This window comes from Pseudonocardia cypriaca (genome assembly GCF_006717045.1).
In the GTDB taxonomy this organism is placed as follows: domain Bacteria; phylum Actinomycetota; class Actinomycetes; order Mycobacteriales; family Pseudonocardiaceae; genus Pseudonocardia; species Pseudonocardia cypriaca.
Window position 1 is genome coordinate 2,230,191 of sequence record NZ_VFPH01000002.1, and the last position, 14,055, is coordinate 2,244,245.

21 protein-coding genes are annotated in these 14,055 nt (G+C 71.9%); 9 read left to right on the top strand and 12 right to left on the bottom strand.

All coding sequences use genetic code 11. From position 1 onward, the window contains the following. Positions 1-74: 74 nt before the first annotated feature. On the top strand, positions 75-1,220 hold the full coding sequence (locus FB388_RS28130; RefSeq protein WP_142105137.1) for a baeRF2 domain-containing protein: 1,146 nt from the start codon (positions 75-77) through the stop codon (positions 1,218-1,220). Here FB388_RS28130 and FB388_RS28135 read toward each other — a convergent pair whose 3' ends face one another. Next, on the bottom strand, positions 1,221-2,072 hold the full coding sequence (locus FB388_RS28135) for a SigB/SigF/SigG family RNA polymerase sigma factor (RefSeq protein WP_246122463.1): 852 nt from the start codon (positions 2,070-2,072) through the stop codon (positions 1,221-1,223). It lies immediately after the preceding gene. Between the two features lie 161 nt (positions 2,073-2,233). Between FB388_RS28135 and FB388_RS28140 the strand changes: the two genes are divergently transcribed. The 6 genes from FB388_RS28140 to FB388_RS28170 all read left to right on the top strand — a co-directional run bounded on the left by FB388_RS28140 (position 2,234) and on the right by FB388_RS28170 (position 7,284). Next, positions 2,234-2,962: a GAF and ANTAR domain-containing protein gene (locus tag FB388_RS28140; protein WP_142105138.1), complete on the top strand. Its 729-nt coding sequence runs from the start codon at positions 2,234-2,236 to the stop codon at positions 2,960-2,962. A 149-nt stretch (positions 2,963-3,111) separates the two neighbouring features. After that, a complete protein-coding gene (locus FB388_RS28145) occupies positions 3,112-3,462 on the top strand; it encodes a hypothetical protein (protein ID WP_142105139.1) in 351 nt (116 codons plus the stop codon). Next, complete coding sequence (locus FB388_RS28150; RefSeq protein ID WP_142105140.1) at positions 3,455-4,081, top strand: GAF domain-containing protein; 627 nt, start codon at positions 3,455-3,457, stop codon at positions 4,079-4,081. The genes FB388_RS28145 and FB388_RS28150 overlap by 8 nt, the downstream gene beginning before the upstream one ends. A 28-nt stretch (positions 4,082-4,109) precedes the next feature. Further along, the gene (locus FB388_RS28155) at positions 4,110-4,808 is read left to right on the top strand and encodes a GAF and ANTAR domain-containing protein (RefSeq protein WP_246122464.1); all 699 of its coding nucleotides are present in this window, start codon (positions 4,110-4,112) and stop codon (positions 4,806-4,808) included. A gap of 328 nt (positions 4,809-5,136) precedes the next feature. Then, positions 5,137-6,729, top strand: coding sequence for a hypothetical protein (locus tag FB388_RS40055; protein WP_211362246.1), 1,593 nt, complete (start codon positions 5,137-5,139; stop codon positions 6,727-6,729). 138 nt (positions 6,730-6,867) lie between these two features. Continuing rightward, the gene (locus FB388_RS28170) at positions 6,868-7,284 is read left to right on the top strand and encodes a nuclear transport factor 2 family protein (RefSeq protein WP_142105143.1); all 417 of its coding nucleotides are present in this window, start codon (positions 6,868-6,870) and stop codon (positions 7,282-7,284) included. Between the two features lie 23 nt (positions 7,285-7,307). Here the strand turns inward: FB388_RS28170 and FB388_RS28175 are convergent, their stop codons facing one another. After that, on the bottom strand, positions 7,308-7,562 hold the full coding sequence (locus tag FB388_RS28175) for a hypothetical protein (protein ID WP_211362247.1): 255 nt from the start codon (positions 7,560-7,562) through the stop codon (positions 7,308-7,310). Between the two features lie 98 nt (positions 7,563-7,660). Between FB388_RS28175 and FB388_RS28180 the strand changes: the two genes are divergently transcribed. Then, positions 7,661-8,683: a YihY/virulence factor BrkB family protein gene (locus tag FB388_RS28180; protein ID WP_142105144.1), complete on the top strand. Its 1,023-nt coding sequence runs from the start codon at positions 7,661-7,663 to the stop codon at positions 8,681-8,683. A 10-nt stretch (positions 8,684-8,693) separates the two neighbouring features. On the opposite strand, the gene FB388_RS28185 is transcribed toward FB388_RS28180, so the two are convergent. Then, positions 8,694-9,464: a polyphosphate kinase 2 family protein gene (locus tag FB388_RS28185; RefSeq protein WP_142105145.1), complete on the bottom strand. Its 771-nt coding sequence runs from the start codon at positions 9,462-9,464 to the stop codon at positions 8,694-8,696. Positions 9,465-9,547: 83 nt separating this feature from the next. After that, positions 9,548-10,108, bottom strand: coding sequence for an SRPBCC family protein (locus FB388_RS28190; RefSeq protein WP_246122465.1), 561 nt, complete (start codon positions 10,106-10,108; stop codon positions 9,548-9,550). 126 nt (positions 10,109-10,234) lie between these two features. On the opposite strand from FB388_RS28190, the gene FB388_RS28195 reads away from it, so the two are divergent. Next, positions 10,235-10,525, top strand: coding sequence for a GlsB/YeaQ/YmgE family stress response membrane protein (locus FB388_RS28195; protein ID WP_142106347.1), 291 nt, complete (start codon positions 10,235-10,237; stop codon positions 10,523-10,525). Between the two features lie 55 nt (positions 10,526-10,580). Here the strand turns inward: FB388_RS28195 and FB388_RS28200 are convergent, their stop codons facing one another. The 8 genes from FB388_RS28200 to gvpJ are packed head-to-tail and all read right to left on the bottom strand — an operon-like array spanning position 10,581 to position 14,054. Then, positions 10,581-10,874 carry a gas vesicle protein K gene (locus FB388_RS28200; protein ID WP_142105146.1) on the bottom strand — a complete coding sequence of 98 codons (294 nt, stop codon included), beginning with the start codon at positions 10,872-10,874 and terminating at the stop codon, positions 10,581-10,583. Further along, positions 10,871-11,041: a gas vesicle protein gene (locus FB388_RS28205; protein WP_211362248.1), complete on the bottom strand. Its 171-nt coding sequence runs from the start codon at positions 11,039-11,041 to the stop codon at positions 10,871-10,873. Before FB388_RS28205 ends, FB388_RS28200 begins: the two co-directional genes overlap by 4 nt. Then, positions 11,038-11,796 (bottom strand): GvpL/GvpF family gas vesicle protein, encoded by a 759-nt coding sequence (locus FB388_RS28210; protein WP_142105148.1) that lies wholly within the window; start codon positions 11,794-11,796, stop codon positions 11,038-11,040. The genes FB388_RS28205 and FB388_RS28210 overlap by 4 nt, the downstream gene beginning before the upstream one ends. Continuing rightward, positions 11,789-12,148: a gas vesicle protein gene (locus tag FB388_RS28215; RefSeq protein ID WP_142105149.1), complete on the bottom strand. Its 360-nt coding sequence runs from the start codon at positions 12,146-12,148 to the stop codon at positions 11,789-11,791. The genes FB388_RS28210 and FB388_RS28215 overlap by 8 nt, the downstream gene beginning before the upstream one ends. Further along, positions 12,145-12,615 (bottom strand): gas vesicle protein GvpO, encoded by a 471-nt coding sequence (gvpO, locus tag FB388_RS28220; RefSeq protein ID WP_211362249.1) that lies wholly within the window; start codon positions 12,613-12,615, stop codon positions 12,145-12,147. The genes FB388_RS28215 and gvpO overlap by 4 nt, the downstream gene beginning before the upstream one ends. Continuing rightward, positions 12,608-12,868 carry a gas vesicle protein GvpG gene (locus tag FB388_RS28225; RefSeq protein ID WP_142105151.1) on the bottom strand — a complete coding sequence of 87 codons (261 nt, stop codon included), beginning with the start codon at positions 12,866-12,868 and terminating at the stop codon, positions 12,608-12,610. The genes gvpO and FB388_RS28225 overlap by 8 nt, the downstream gene beginning before the upstream one ends. Next, on the bottom strand, positions 12,868-13,599 hold the full coding sequence (locus FB388_RS28230; RefSeq protein WP_142105152.1) for a GvpL/GvpF family gas vesicle protein: 732 nt from the start codon (positions 13,597-13,599) through the stop codon (positions 12,868-12,870). The genes FB388_RS28225 and FB388_RS28230 overlap by 1 nt, the downstream gene beginning before the upstream one ends. Further along, positions 13,596-14,054, bottom strand: a complete 459-nt coding sequence (gene gvpJ / locus FB388_RS28235; protein WP_142105153.1) for a gas vesicle protein GvpJ — start codon at positions 14,052-14,054, stop codon at positions 13,596-13,598. The genes FB388_RS28230 and gvpJ overlap by 4 nt, the downstream gene beginning before the upstream one ends. Between the last annotated feature and the right edge of the window lies 1 nt (position 14,055).

A 14,055-nucleotide genomic window follows, 5' to 3' on the forward strand; every position in this document is an offset into this window, starting at 1 on the left:
CACCCCGTTGTTTGGCCGGACACCCAGCGGGAACCTCCGCCGCTGCAAGGCAGCGCCGTCCGTGGAGGGACACCATGGATCTGCACCATCTCACTCCCCTGACCGCAGCGGTCGGCGGGTTCGCCACCGTCTACCTCGACGCGTCGCACGACTCCGAGAACGCCGTGCACGAGGGTGAGCTGCGGTGGTCCGAGCAGCGCAAGGCACTCGAGGAGCAGGGCGCTGACGCCGAGACGCTGGAGGCGCTCGACGCAGCCGTCCGCGACGCGGGCCCGGCCGTCGGCCGGGCGGGGCGCGTGCTCGTCGCCCGGGCCGGAGAGCTGCTGCTCGACCGCGACCTGCCCGAGCCGCCCGACCCGCCCCGCGCCACCTGGTCGGCGCTTCCCGACCTGCTGCCCCTCCTGCTCGACGGACCCGAGCCGGTAACGGTCCTCGTCGCCCGGGTCGACAAGAACGGCGGCGAGATCCTCCTGGCCGACCCGACCGACGGCCAGGAAGGGCCCGAGCAGGTCGAGAACGTCGAGGGTGAGAGCCACCGGACGCACAAGGTGCGCGGCGGCGGGTGGAAGCACCTGAAGATGCAGCACACCGTGGAGAACACCTGGCGGAGCAACGTGTCCGCGCTCGCCGAGCGGATCGACCGCCAGGTCGAGCAGTCCGGGGCGCGCGTGCTGGTCCTCGCCGGCGAGGCGCAGTCGCGCAAGCTCCTGCTCGACAACCTCGGGGAACGTTCCTCGGGGATCGCCACCGAGGTCGAGCACAGCGGCCTGCGCTCCGGTGGGGACGACTCCGAGCTCGCGGACGCGGTCACCGAGGCCGCGCGTGACGCCGCCACCCGGGAGCGGCACCAGGTGCTCGACCGCCTCGACCAGCTGGCGGGCCGCCCGGACGGCGCCGTCGCGCAGGGGCTGCCCCAGGTGCTGGCCGCACTGCGGGCCGAGCAGGTGGACACGCTCCTGATCGACGGCGGCGTCCGGCGCGAGGACCTCGTGTGGGTCGGCGAGCAGCCCTCCCACCTGGCGAAGGACCGGGCGGAGCTCGACGCCATGGGCGTGTCCCCGGTGGCGCAGGTGCCCGTCGACGCCGCCCTCCTGCGTGCCGCCGCCGGCACCGGGGCCGCGTTCCACCCCATCGGCGGTGGGCGGACCGGCCTGGTCGGCCGTCCCGTCCCGGACGGCGTGGCCGCGCTCCTGCGCTGGCCGCTGGCCACGGGAGCCTGATCAGGCAAGGTGCTGGCGGAGCTGGGCCAGCGTTGCCGCCAGCAGCCGGGAGACGTGCATCTGGGAGATCCCGACGCGCTTCGCGATCTCCGTCTGGGTCATGTTGCCGTAGAAGCGCAGGAGCAGGATCTCCCGTTCCCGGGCGGGCAGGGCGTCGAGCAGCGGCGCGAGCGACACGCGGTCCTCGACGAGATCCAGCGACGGGTCGGCGTCACCCAGCACCGCAGCGAGCTCCGTCGACTCGCCCGAGTCCTGCTCGCTGCGGCGCAACGGCTCGTCCAGGGACGACGTGCGCGTCTCGAACACCGCCTGCACCGCCTCGACGACCGCCTCGAGGTCGACCTCGAGGTGTGCCGCGAGCTCCCGCGGCGTCGGCGCCCTTCCGTTGCGCTGGCTCAGCTCCGAGGCGGCCTGTGACACGCGGGTCTGGAGGTCCCAGATCGGCCGCGGCAGCCGGATCGCGGCCTGGCGGTCGCGGAAGTGCCGCTGCACCTCCCCGGTGATCGTCGGAACCGCGAAGGAGAGGAAGTCGATCCCCCGTCCCGGGTCGAACCGGTCGACCGCCTGGACCAGACCCAGGTTGGCCACCTGCTCCAGGTCGTCGGCGTTCTCCCCGCGGTAGGCGTACTTGCGCGCGATGTTGTGCGCGACCGGCAGGAACCCGGTGATCAGCCGTCGGCGCAGCTCGACCCGGCGCGGATCGTCGGGCCCGAGCCGGGCGAGCTCGGCGAACAGCGGCGCGAGGTGCTCGTACCGGTCGGTGTGTCTGGGCGCTCGGCGGCTGACGCTCGGCGGAGGCGCGGCCGAGGTGTCCTGGACCTGCTCCACGGAGCTGGACTGCGTGTACGTCACGAACGGGGTCTCCCGGGTCGGCAGGGCGCGATGAACGAGCCCACTGCCGGACCAGTACCTCCACAGTCTAGGAAGAACCGCCCCGGACAGCGCAAGTCCAAGTCCACTCGGCGCCGCGAAGACGTAGCCGAACCCGGTCCAACCGGGGCTAGGTTGGCGGGGTGACCGCAGCAGCGGATGGCAACCTGGCCGAGGTGTTCGCCGACATCGCCCGGCAGCTGCACGAGCAGAGCACCCCGATGGACGTCGTCGAGCGGATCACCCGCGCAGCGGTCGACACCGTCGAGGGGTGTGACCACGCTGCGCTCTCCGTCATCCGCCGGCACGGGAGGATCGAGACGAGGGGCGCCACCGACGAGGTGCCGCATGCGGTGGACGCGATCCAGTACGAGACCGGTCAGGGGCCGTGCCTCGGCGCGATCGACGAGCACGAGGTCTTCCAGATCGACGACCTGGCCGCGGACGAGCGGTGGCCGCCGTTCAGCCGGCGTGCGGCGGAGGAGACCGGGGTGCGCAGCATGCTGGCGTTCCGGCTGTTCGTGGAGTCGGACACGATCGGCGCGCTCAACTTCTACTCCCGGGAAGTGGGGGCGTTCGACGAGCACGCCCGCACCGTCGGCACCATCCTCGCCACCCACGCCGCGCTCGGCATCCGGGCCGTGCAGGACAAGGAACGCGCTGAGCAGCTCGATCAGGCGCTCGCATCCAACCGCGTGATCGGCATGGCCATGGGAGTGCTGATGGCGCGGGGCCGGATGACGGAGCAGGAGGCGTTCTCGGTGCTGACCCGAGCGTCCCAGCACCTCAACCGCAGGCTCCGCGACGTGGCGTCACAGGTCATCGACACCGGGCTGCTGCCCGAACGCCCCCAGCGCTCCGCTCCCCGCTGACACGGTCGAGTGGCATACGATGTTGTACGTCTCCGCCCTGCCCCCGCGGCCGACGTCATTGTGATGACGTATGTGCGCTGGTGGGGTGGATGGGTAGACAGATCTTTCGCGTGGACCGGGTCGGCGGTGCCGGCTCGGACGATGCCGTGGTGACCGTGTTGACCGCAGAGGTCGACCTGGACCTGAACACGGAGCAGGCGGCGCAACGCGAGCTCGCCCGCCTCGTCGGTGCCGATCCGGTCGTGGTCGACGTGTCCGCGGTGTTCGTCGCGGTGGTTGGGCTCCGCCTGCTGCTGAGCTGCATCCAGCAGGTTCGCCGCTCAGGGCGGCCTGCCGAGCTGATCGTGAACCCCCACCTGAGGCGCGTGGCGTGCATCGTCGGACACCGTCCCGACGAGCTGCGGTTGACGCTGCCCGACGCGCTGGCGCACGTTCGCGCTGCGAGAGGATCGAGACAGGTGAGCGCCACGGCCGATTCGGGCGGAGATCGACATGGATGAGGAGACCGGGACAGCGGCACCGCCGGACCGGGGGGCGGACGACGCTGCGCTGGCCACGAGCCTCGTGGAGCTGCTGTCCGGGCTCGAGGTGCCCGACCTGCTCGTCGAGCAGCACCTGCTCGGCCGGCTCGAGCAGGTGCTCGCGGCCGCGGAAACGGTGCTCGGCGTCGACCGGATCGGCCTCATGCTGCTGGACGAGCACGACCGGCTGCAGGTCGTCGGCGCGTCGGACCCGGCCAGCAGCCGGTTGGAACACGGCCAGCAGCAGCTGGGCGTCGGCCCCGGCATCGACTCGCTCCGCACCGCTCAGCCGGTCGCCGTGGCCGACCTCGCGGCGAGCAGCCGGGGCGAGCAGCCGCACTACACGCCGCTGTGGGAATGGCTGCAGCACCGTCGCGACGGCTCGCCCACCTCGCCGGAGGCGGCGCTGGTGCGGTCGGTGCTCTCCGTTCCCGTACGGGCCCGCGGCCGGGTGGTCGGTACGCTCAACCTCGCGCGGAGCCGGCCGGGTGGCTGGGGCGAGCGACAGCTGGTGGCGTGCCAGGCCTACGCGGACGTCATCGGCGTGCTGCTGACGCTCAGCGCACCCCTTTCCGATGACTCTGGGAGGCTCGCATGATCAGAACCGGCCTGGCCGGCTCATCGTGGTGAGCATCGACCCGGAGAAGCTCGCGGCCAGCCTGCGCGTGCTGGGCACCTCGAACGACCGCGACATCAGCGCAGCGCTGCACGACGTCATCGGTGCCTGCGTACAGCTGTTCGGAGTCTCCGGATCCGGGCTCATGATCGCCGACCAGCAGAACGTCCTGCGCTACGCCGCGGCCAGCGACGGACCGGGGCGGGTGCTCGAGGACGTGCAGTCCGAGACCGGGCAAGGGCCCTGCGTGGACACGTTCGTCAACGGGGAGATCACCAGCACCGACGACCTGGCCACCGAGACGCGCTGGCCCGCCAGCCGCGGCACCATCCTCGAACACGGGGTGCGTTCGGTGCTCGGGGTGCCGGTCCACCTGGGCGGCGTCACGGTCGGGTCGCTCGACGTGTACCTCGACCGGCCTCACCGCTGGGACGACTCCGAACGTGCGGCGCTGAGCCGCTACGGCGAGGTCCTGGAGACCACGCTCAGCGCTGCCCTCACGGCTCGTCACGCGGGCCAGCTGGCCGAGCAGCTCCAGTACGCGCTGGACTACCGCGTCGTCATCGAGAGAGCGGTCGGGTACCTGATGGCCGACGAGCGCGTCGACGCCGTCACCGCCTTCAACGTGCTGCGCCGCGTCGCGCGCAACCAACGTCGCAAGGTGGCCGAGGTCGCCCAGCACCTCCTGGACACCGGCACGCTGCCCTAGCGCCACCGTACCGATCGGCCAGGGCCACCCGGGTGATTGCCGTTACCCTCGGTAACGGCAGTGCGGATGCGGTCCCTCCGCGCCCGGAGGCGCACCGCCACCTCCGCTGCGCCGTTCGGACCTCCCGCCGCCGCCTACCGGAGTGCTCCGGGTCGATGAGCGGGCGACGATCTACGGCAGGCGGCTCCCCGGAGAGCGATCCCGCTGTTCGAGTGACGGGCGACGAGCCGACGAACGACAGCCGGAGCCGCTGCAACATCGGCTCGGCGTGGAACGACAGATCGTCTGCTCACACACCTCCATGACCGCCGTCAGGAAGGCGCGACACGTGGAACCGCCCGGGAACCCGCACCGCCCCCGCCCGCGCAGCGCAGAAGCGATCAGCGTCGCGGAGCTGCTCGCCCGGTGCCAGGGGGCGCCCGTGCCACCACCGTCCCGACGGGGAACCGGCGACGCGGTGTCGGTCGCGGCCCTGCTCCGCCGCGAAGGACGCGGTCCGCACAGGGCCGACCCGCCGCTGCTGCCCCGCGGGTACGCCCGGGTCGCGCAGCCGCCGGCGGAACCGCCCCGCCGCAACGTCCGCAAGGCGGCGGCTGCGGCAGGCGCGCTGTTCGCCGCGACCGCGGTCCTCGGGCCTTCGGTGCTCGACGACGCATCGGTCCGGTCGGTGCCCGACGCCGGTATCCCGCTGCCACTTCCGGGCCTGCACGGCCAGGGTCCCGGCGCGCACGACCTCGCCGTCGCCGCGGTGCGGCAGCTGTTCGCCGACGCCGTCCCCTCCGCTGTGGACACCACGGCGGTCGCCGACGGGGAGGCGGCTGGGCGCGGCCGGATCGCTGCCCACCGGTCCCCGTCGACGGTCCCCGGCCGGGCCGGGAGCGCGGCCGGCACCGGGTCCACCGAGCCCATCGGCGTGCCATGGCCCGGGACCGTTCCGCCCGGGTCCGGTGTGCCGCCGGCGGGGCCCGGGTCATGGCCGCCCGGTGGCGGTGGCACTGGTCCCGCCGGCCCGGGTGGGGGAAGCCCGGGCGGCGAAGCGCCGGGCGGCGGCGCTCCCGGTGGCGGCGCTCCCGGTGGCGGCGGCGAGCCATCCCGGCCGCCGGTGATCGTTGTGGCGCTGTCCCCGCCCGAGGTGGCAACGCCTGCGGTACGCGTGCCGAGCGCGGCCGTGGACCTGCCCGTCGCCGGCCCGGTCCGGACCCCTGAGGTGACCGTCGGGCCCGCCGTCGTCGCCGCGCCGGACGTCCGCGCCACGCTCGGCGCGGACGGGGTGGAGGCCGTCACGACGGCGACGGGGATCGGCCTGCCGGACGTCACTGCCGGCGACACGAACATCGGCCCGCTCGCCGCCTCCGGGGCGAGCATCACGACACCGGACGTCGAGGTCAGCGGGGCCCGCCTCGCGCTGACCGCCGACGAGCCGCCGGAGGTGGAGCTCCCCGAGGCAACCCTCTCCGCCACCCGGGTCGAGACGCCGGACCTCGCCCTCGGCGCCGTGGAGGTGGAGCTCCCCGACATCGAGCTCCCCTCGGTGCGGCTCGGCCTGCCGAGCCGCGAGGAGGACGAGGACACGAGCCCTTCCGAACCCGTCGAGTCGCCTGCCGACGCGGACAGGGCCGAGACCGGGAGCGACGACGAGGCAGGCACCGAGGTCACCAGCACCGCGTCCGGAGCCGAGTCGGAAAGCGGGACCGAGTCCGACACCGAGACCGATCGAGAGCGCGACACCGAGACCCACACCGACACCGCTCGAGAGACCGACACCGAGACCGACACCGAGACCGACGAAGAGACGGAGACGGAGACCGAGTCCGAGACCGACGAGGAGTCCGCGGAGTCGGCCGACGAGTCGCCCACCGCCGACGACACCACCACCAGCGACGACGAGAGCGACGAGAGCAGCGACGACGACAGCGAGTGAGTTCCGGCGGTAGCGCACGGAACCCGACCCGTCGACCGGCCGCGCCGCCGGACACGGCGTGCGCGGCCGGACCCGACGTGGGCGGTGCCGTACAGTTGGCCGCACCAACATTGGTCAAGCCAACGATATGAGGGCGTCGTGTCCCACGAGCACATCGAGGTCTCCAGCCTGTTCGCCCGCTTCGCCGACCTGCTGGACGAGGCCCGCTACGACGACATCGGCACGATCTACACCGACGACGTGGTGGTGCACTCGCCACAGGGCGGGGAGCTCCGCGGCATCGAGGAGGTCAAAGCCTTCCTGCACGGGTCCCACGTGGACGGTGTGCGCACCCAGCACCTGCCCACCGGCGTGGTGGTGGACGTCGACGGAGACCGGGCGAATGCCTCGGCCAACCAGCTCACGTACTTCTACCGCGAGGGCGAGCCGCCGTTCCGCACCGGCAGCGTGCGAGTGACATGGGAGGCCGTGCGGACATCCGCGGGCTGGCGCGTCCGCGAGGCGTGGATCGCGGTGGTCTGGATCCGGGAAGGTCTCGCCACGACGGCGGGATGACCACCGTCGACCACCGTCTGCCGTCAGCGGTGCCCGCCCGACCGGCGCGCGTCGGCATCCGCGTCGTCATCGCCCACGGGAACGGGGTCGGAGTCCGTCCGCACGTCGTCGGGCACGTCGACGTCGGCACCGCTGCGCGCGGCGTCCGCCGCGGCGTCGGACGCGCCGACGGTCTCACCCGGACCGTCTGCGCGCTCGGGGCCGTCCTCCTCCTGCGCCGGCAGCGGGGATCCAGCTGCGTCGGGGCTGGTCTCGCGGCCTGCCGGGTGCTCGCTCATGCTCCACCTCCGAACGGTGCCGGACGGGTACCCGCGGCGGTTGTCGAGGAACCCGAGCGGACCAGCCTGTTGCAGGGTGGCGGGGGTATGTCACTGCTGTGGAAGCGATCGGGCGGCTCGACGAGTACCAGCGCGGGCACCGGTGGCTCGGGGTGCCGATCGCGGTGGTGTACAAGTTCGCCGACGACCAGGGCGGGTACCTCGCCGCCCTCATCACCTACTACGGGTTCCTCTCCCTCTTCCCGTTGCTGCTGATCTTCTCCACCGTGCTCGGGTTCGCGCTTCCCGGCAACGAGACGCTGCAGCAGCAGCTCGTCGACAGCGCGCTGGCCCAGTTCCCGATCATCGGCGACCAGCTCACCGACAACGCGCAGCCGCTGCGCGGGTCCGGCGCAGGCCTCGCGGTCGGGATCCTCGTCGCCCTCTACGGCGCGCTCGGGGTGGCCGTGGCCATCCAGAACGCGCTCAACCAGGTCTGGGGCGTTCCGATGAACCGCAGGCCCGATCCGATCCGAGCCCGCCTGCGCAGCATGCTGCTGCTCCTGCTCTTCGGTGTCGGTGTGCTCGTGACCACCGTCCTGTCCGGTCTGGCCGCGGGGGCCGGGGAAATCGGCGCGCACCTGGACCTCGGGCTGCGGGTGGCGGCCGTCGCGGTCTCGATGGCCGCCAACTGCCTGCTGATGCTGCTCGCGTTCCGCGCGCTCACCTCGCGACGGGTGAGCGTCCGCGAGATCCTCCCCGGCGCCATCCTCGCCGCGCTCGCCTTCCAGGTGCTGCTGACGACGGGCGCCTTCTTCGTGCGCACCGGGCTGCTGGGCTCCAGCCAGGTCTACGGGCTGTTCGGGATCGTGCTCGGGCTGATGGCCTGGATCTACCTCGAGGCGGTCATCGTCGTGCTCGCGGCCGAGCTGAACGTGGTGCTGGCCAGGGGGCTGTGGCCGCGCTCGCTGCTCACCCCGTTCGTCGAGGACGTCGAGCTCACCGGCGCCGACCGCCGCAGCTACACCTCGTACGCCAGTGCGCAGCAGTACAAGGACGCCCAGTCGATCACGGTCGAGTTCGACGAGCGCAACCGCACCGACGACGACGCAGACACGCACGACACCGGGCGGAACCCGTAGGGGGCCGCCGCTACGTCGCGTCCGGCACGTCGGCGAGGTCGTAGCCGCGCTCGGTCAGCTCCGCCTCCACGATCCGGGACACCGTCTCGACGACCGCCACCCGAGCGTGGCGCTTGTCGTCGCCCGCGATCACGTGCCACCTGCTCATGGGGTGGTCGGTGCGCTCGAGCATGTCCTCGACGGCCGCCTCGTACGCCGGGCGCTTCTCGCGGTTGCGCCAGTCCTCGTCGGTGAGCTTCCACGACTTGAGCGGGTCGTCCGCGCGACGGCGGAACCGGCGCAGCTGCTCCTCGTCGGAGACGTGCATCCAGAACTTGACGAGGATCATCCCCTCGGCGGCGAGGGTCCGTTCGAACTGCACGATCTCCTCGTAGGCGCGCGACCACTGCTCCTCGGTGGCGAACTGCTCGACCCGCTCCACGAGCACGCGGCCGTACCACGAGCGGTCAAGCACGGCCATGCCTCCCCAGCCCGGCAGCACGGGCCAGAACCGCCAGAGGAAGTGGTGGCGCTTCTCGTCGTGGGTGGGCGCGGCGAACTGCGCCACGCGGACGTGGCGGGGGTCGAGCGGGGCGACCAGGCGCTTGATGGCCCCGCCCTTCCCCGACGCGTCCCAGCCCTCGAAGACGACGCACAGCGGCGGCCCGAGCCGGGGCTCGCCGATCTGCCCACCCAGCACCAGGCGCAGGTGCAGCAGGCGCCGCGACGCGGCCTTCAGCCGGGCCGCCTCCTCACCCTTCGACATCCCGACGGAGAGGTCGACCTCGGCCAACCTGCTCATCGCATCCCCCGAGCGACCCCGGCGGCGCGAACCAACCACGACGTGCTCACCTGCGCACTGTACGGCCGCGCCCGCGCAGGTGATCAGCCCTCGGGCTTGCCGCTGTCTCCCCTGCTCGTCGATGCGTCCTCGACTCCGGGGGTCCCGGCGGAGCCGGGCTCGTTCACCGAGCCGCGCCACGATCCTGTTTCGGCGTCCCGGCTCTCGATGAACTCCTTGAACTTCTCGAGATCCTTCTCCGCCTGCCTCGAGACGACATTCAGGAAGTCACCGGTCTTCTCAACCAGCCCCTCGGGTTCGTACTCCAGGCTCAGCCGAACCGCCGTCCGGTCCGGACCCAGTGGCTCGAAGTACACGGCGCCGGCGTTCGTCGCCCCGGTGGTCGCGGCCCAGGCGATCTTCTGGTCCGGGGTCTGCTCGAGAATGGTGGCGTCCCACTCCCGCTGCACCCCTCCGATCTTGGCGACCCAGTGCAGCGTCCGGTCGTTGAGCTGCCGCACTTCCTGCACACCACCCATGAACTTCGGGAAGTCCTCGAACTGGGTCCACTGGTTGTAGGCCGTCGGTACCGGGACTGCGACGTCGATCGTCTTCTCGACCTTCGTACTCACAACTCCTCCTTGGAGCGTCGAGACCTGACGCACGGCGGATACCCGCAGGGGATGAGCATCACCGCGACGAGCTCGGCGAATGTGGGCCCAGGGCGCTTGGATCCGTTCCGGACAGGGTATTCCGGGACATCATTCGGGCAGTTGGTGGTTGGAGGAAAAATGACCATCACCGGCATCATCAGCGCGCTACTCGTCGGAATCGTCGTCGGTGCGCTGGGCCGACTGGTCGTACCCGGCCGGCAGCACATTCCGATCTGGCTCACGATCGTGATCGGCATCGTGGCGGCGTTCATCGGCACCGGCATCGCCAGGGCGCTCGGCGTCCCGACGGTGACCAACGGGATCGACTGGCTGGAGCTGATCGTGCAGGTGGTGGTCGCGGCCATCGGCGTGGCTCTGGTGGCGGGTGTCTACGGGAGGCGCCGGTCCCGGTTCGGCATGAGGGGCTGACGATCCTGCAGTGCGTCCGGGTCGTGTCCGGCCCGGACGCACTGCTGTTCAGGGGTCATTGATCGTGCTGTCGGGGCAGCAGACTCCCCAGGGGGCCGAGGTCGATGTTGAGGTCCTCGGCGCGCAGCCCGAAGTGCTCCCGCAGCTCGGCCATCGCCTCGTCCAGACGCATGAGGCCGAGCCCGAGCCGCTCGACGGTCTCGTCCGGCAGGTCACCGGCCTCGACCCGCCGGATCGCCTGCCGTTCCATCAGCTGGCGGACGAGCTCGACGATGGTGAGGACGAGCCTGCCGAGGTCGCGCCCGACTGAGTCCGGGTCGAGCTCGAGCCGCTCCGGGACGCCGGTCACGGTTCCACCAGGGTCTGGACGGAGCTGATCAGGGCGCGGAGCGAGACGTGCACCAGATCGACATCGGCCAGCGAGATCGTGATGTCCCCGCTGATCACGACGCCGCCGGCCAGCAGCCGGTCCAGCAGGTCGACCAGCGCGACCTCGCGCTCGGCCACGGCCGTCACGGTTCCTCCAGCGTTGCGAACGAGTACGGGGCCCACGGGCCGGTCAGCTCCAGCCGCAGCGTCCGTACCTCGCGGTCCTCGACGAGCCGTCGCATGGCTGCCGCATCGGCCTCGTCGACGAGGTACGCGGCGTTGAGCACCATCGCCTCGCGGTGCCCGGACAGCCGCGGGTCCTGGGGTTCGTAGCGGCGGCTCGCGACGGCGAGGTCGGAGACCTCCCGGTGCAGCGCCTCCGCCGCGTCGGTGGCGGCCCGGAGCCCGCCGGCCGCGCGGTCGCGTTCGGCCCTCCGGCGCATGAGGTAGGACGTCCCGGGCTTGGCGCCGTCGCCTGCGTCCTCCTGGACGCCGGCATCGTCGGTGGGCGCCACGTAGGCCTTCACGCCCCACTCGACGCGTCCGCGGATCCGGTCGAGAGCTTCGTGCAAGGCCGTGGCGCGTTCGTGCAGGAGTGCGCGGACGTTGTGGTCGTCGAGGTAGACCGTCGCCAGCCGCACGGGGGCGACCGGCCCGGATCGCGCGAGCGATGCGACCACCTCGTGGTGCGCGCGAGCGGCCTTCTCCAGCCACTGCAGGTCCTCGAGGTTGCGCCGCAGCGCCTCCTCACCGAACCGGACGGCGTCGACCGAGCTCACCACCGCGGCGAGGCCGTCGGAGACGATGCGACGCACCGGCGCCCCCTCCACGCCGGTGGTCGCGGGGTCCTGAGCGTCGGCGGCGTCCGTGACCGCGTAGAGGTAGACGAGGGTGTCAGCCATCCTCACCGTCCCGCCGGGCACCGTCGTTCTCCGCCGGGCGACCGGCCTCCAGCGCCGCGACCCGCTCCCGAAGCGCCTTGTTCTCCTCGGCCAGGTCCCGCTGGCCGACGCTCAGCGTCGGGTCGTGCTCCCACCAGTCGATGCCGATCTCCCGCGCCTTGTCGACCGACGCGACCAGCAACCGGATCTTGATCGTCAGCAGCTCGATGTCGAGCAGGTTCACCCGGATGTCCCCGGCGATCACGATCCCCTTGTCCAGCACGCGCTCGAGGATGTCGGCCAGGTTCGTGGACTCCTGGCGGTGTTCCGGCGGGCGGGCGCGGTTGGGTGTGGACAGTCCACCGGACGTCATCGGCACTCCTTGTCGAGCTGTCCCCGCGCGTACCGGCGGGTGCGCCGGTACGAGAGCAACCTGCCGCCGCGGTCGAGCCTCACCTCGTAGATGGCGAGGACGTCGGTGGTGTCCGGGATGCGGTGCGTCTCGACCACCTCCACGCCGACCTGCCAGTCACCGTCACGCCGCTCGATCGAGATGACGTTCTCGGGACGCCTGCCGGTGAAGTCCGCGACGTGCTGCGCGGCCCGGCGCGCCGCCGCCGCGGCGGGAACTGCGCTCTCCTCCTGGTCACCGTCGTCGGGGCGGGCGTCGGCGTCGGCAGCGGGTTCCTGCTCGTCGGATTGCTGCTCGTCGGGTTCCCGCTCGTCGGGTTCCTGCTCGCCGCCCTCGTCCCGCGCAGCTCGCTTCTCCTGCTCGGGGTCGCTGTCGTTCGTGCGTGCGCGCCGCCTGCGGCGCGGTGTCGTCTGCTCGTCATCAGCCACGATCGCCTCCGAACCCGCCGGACGAACCCCGACGGACCATCAGCCGCTGCAACAGCTCGTTCTCGAGCTCGGCGCACTCCTGCTCGGACAGCTCGCCGGTGCGGCGGGCCTCGTCGACCCGATCCAGCTGGGCGCGGATGCGGACCGGGTCGTAGTACTGCTCCTCGGCCTGGTCGCGGATCTGCTCGGCCAGCCACACGACGCCCCGGACGGGCGCCAGTGGCAGGCCGAGCAGACCGGTCAGCAGACCCACTACTCCTCCGGGACGAAGTCGTAGGGCGCCAGTGGCCCGAGCAGCCGCAGCCGCACCCTACCGGCGAGGTCACGGCCCAGGTCCTCCACCGCGCTCTCGAACTCCGCTGCGCGCTCCCGCTCCACCAGGAAAGCCGCGTTGACCACGTCGTCCGGTTGGCCCGGCTGGTTGGCCACGGTCCCTGCCGCGAACGGTTCCAGCCGCCGCAACATCTGCGCGGACTCATCGTCCCGCCGCTCCTCCAGAGCCGCGACGATGAGCTCGCCAAGCCGGACGCGGTCGTAGTAGGAGGCGTCCTCGGGCAGGTCCCGAACCTTCTCCTGCAGTGCCCGTATCTCCGGATCGGCCTCGATCACCTCCCGCAGCACGGGCTCCTGCTCGTAGCGGCCCTTGAGCGTGAACTGCACCCGGCCCTCCAGCTCGCCGAGCACGGCGACGAAACGGTCGTGGTGCGGGCCGAGGAGCTCCTCCACCACGCCCTTCTCCTCGACGACCGCCGGGAACCGCATGGGGAGGACGGCGGTGGTCGCCGCCACCGTGTCGACCACCGCCTCGTGTGCGAGCAGGTCGTCGCGGGTGCCGAGCGGGCGGTCGACCGGAACGTCGCTGACGATCGCAGCGACCTTGCCGTGCGTGACCGTCGTGACCCGACCTGACGGGCCGAGACCCTTGAGGTCGTCGGGGAGGTCCGTGTCGGCGCCCACGAGGCCGTAGACGTACGTCGCGCTCATTCCTCGCGCTCCCGGGCACGCTGCCGGGCGGGCCGCCTGCGCGGTGCTTCCTCCCGCTCGGCACGTTCCTCGGTGCGTTCCTCACGCCCGCTGCCGAGCATGTCGCCCACCTTGTCGACGGCGGCGTCGAGGGCCCCGGAGGTCTTCCCCTTCGAGCCGCTCTCGGTGATGCCCTCCATCAGCTCCGGCAGGTCCTTGCCGCCCTTGCCCTTGCCGTAGAGGTCGAGGCGGTTCGTCGCCTCGGCGAAGCGCAGGAACGTGTCCACGCTCGCCACGACGATCCGGGCATCGACGGTGAGGATCTCGATCCCGACCAGGGACACGCGAACGAACACGTCGATGACCAGGCCTCTGTCGAGGATGAGCTCGACGACGTCGGCAAGGCTGCTCGAACCACCGCCGCCGCCGCCGCGCTCTACGTACCCACCGTTCTGGCGCTGTGTCGCCACCGTCATC

Excerpts from the sequence above, each read along its gene's own strand:
- FB388_RS28130 (WP_142105137.1), top strand. The coding sequence starts at position 75 with ATGGATCTGCACCATCTCACTCCCCTGACCGCAGCGGTCGGCGGGTTC.
- FB388_RS28150 (WP_142105140.1), top strand. The coding sequence starts at position 3,455 with ATGGATGAGGAGACCGGGACAGCGGCACCGCCGGACCGGGGGGCGGAC.
- FB388_RS28175 (WP_211362247.1), bottom strand. The coding sequence starts at position 7,562 with ATGAGCGAGCACCCGGCAGGCCGCGAGACCAGCCCCGACGCAGCTGGA.
- FB388_RS28185 (WP_142105145.1), bottom strand. The coding sequence starts at position 9,464 with ATGAGCAGGTTGGCCGAGGTCGACCTCTCCGTCGGGATGTCGAAGGGT.
- FB388_RS28195 (WP_142106347.1), top strand. The coding sequence starts at position 10,235 with ATGACCATCACCGGCATCATCAGCGCGCTACTCGTCGGAATCGTCGTC.
- FB388_RS28210 (WP_142105148.1), bottom strand. The coding sequence starts at position 11,796 with ATGGCTGACACCCTCGTCTACCTCTACGCGGTCACGGACGCCGCCGAC.
- FB388_RS28215 (WP_142105149.1), bottom strand. The coding sequence starts at position 12,148 with ATGACGTCCGGTGGACTGTCCACACCCAACCGCGCCCGCCCGCCGGAA.
- FB388_RS28230 (WP_142105152.1), bottom strand. The coding sequence starts at position 13,599 with ATGAGCGCGACGTACGTCTACGGCCTCGTGGGCGCCGACACGGACCTC.
- gvpJ (WP_142105153.1), bottom strand. The coding sequence starts at position 14,054 with ATGACGGTGGCGACACAGCGCCAGAACGGTGGGTACGTAGAGCGCGGC.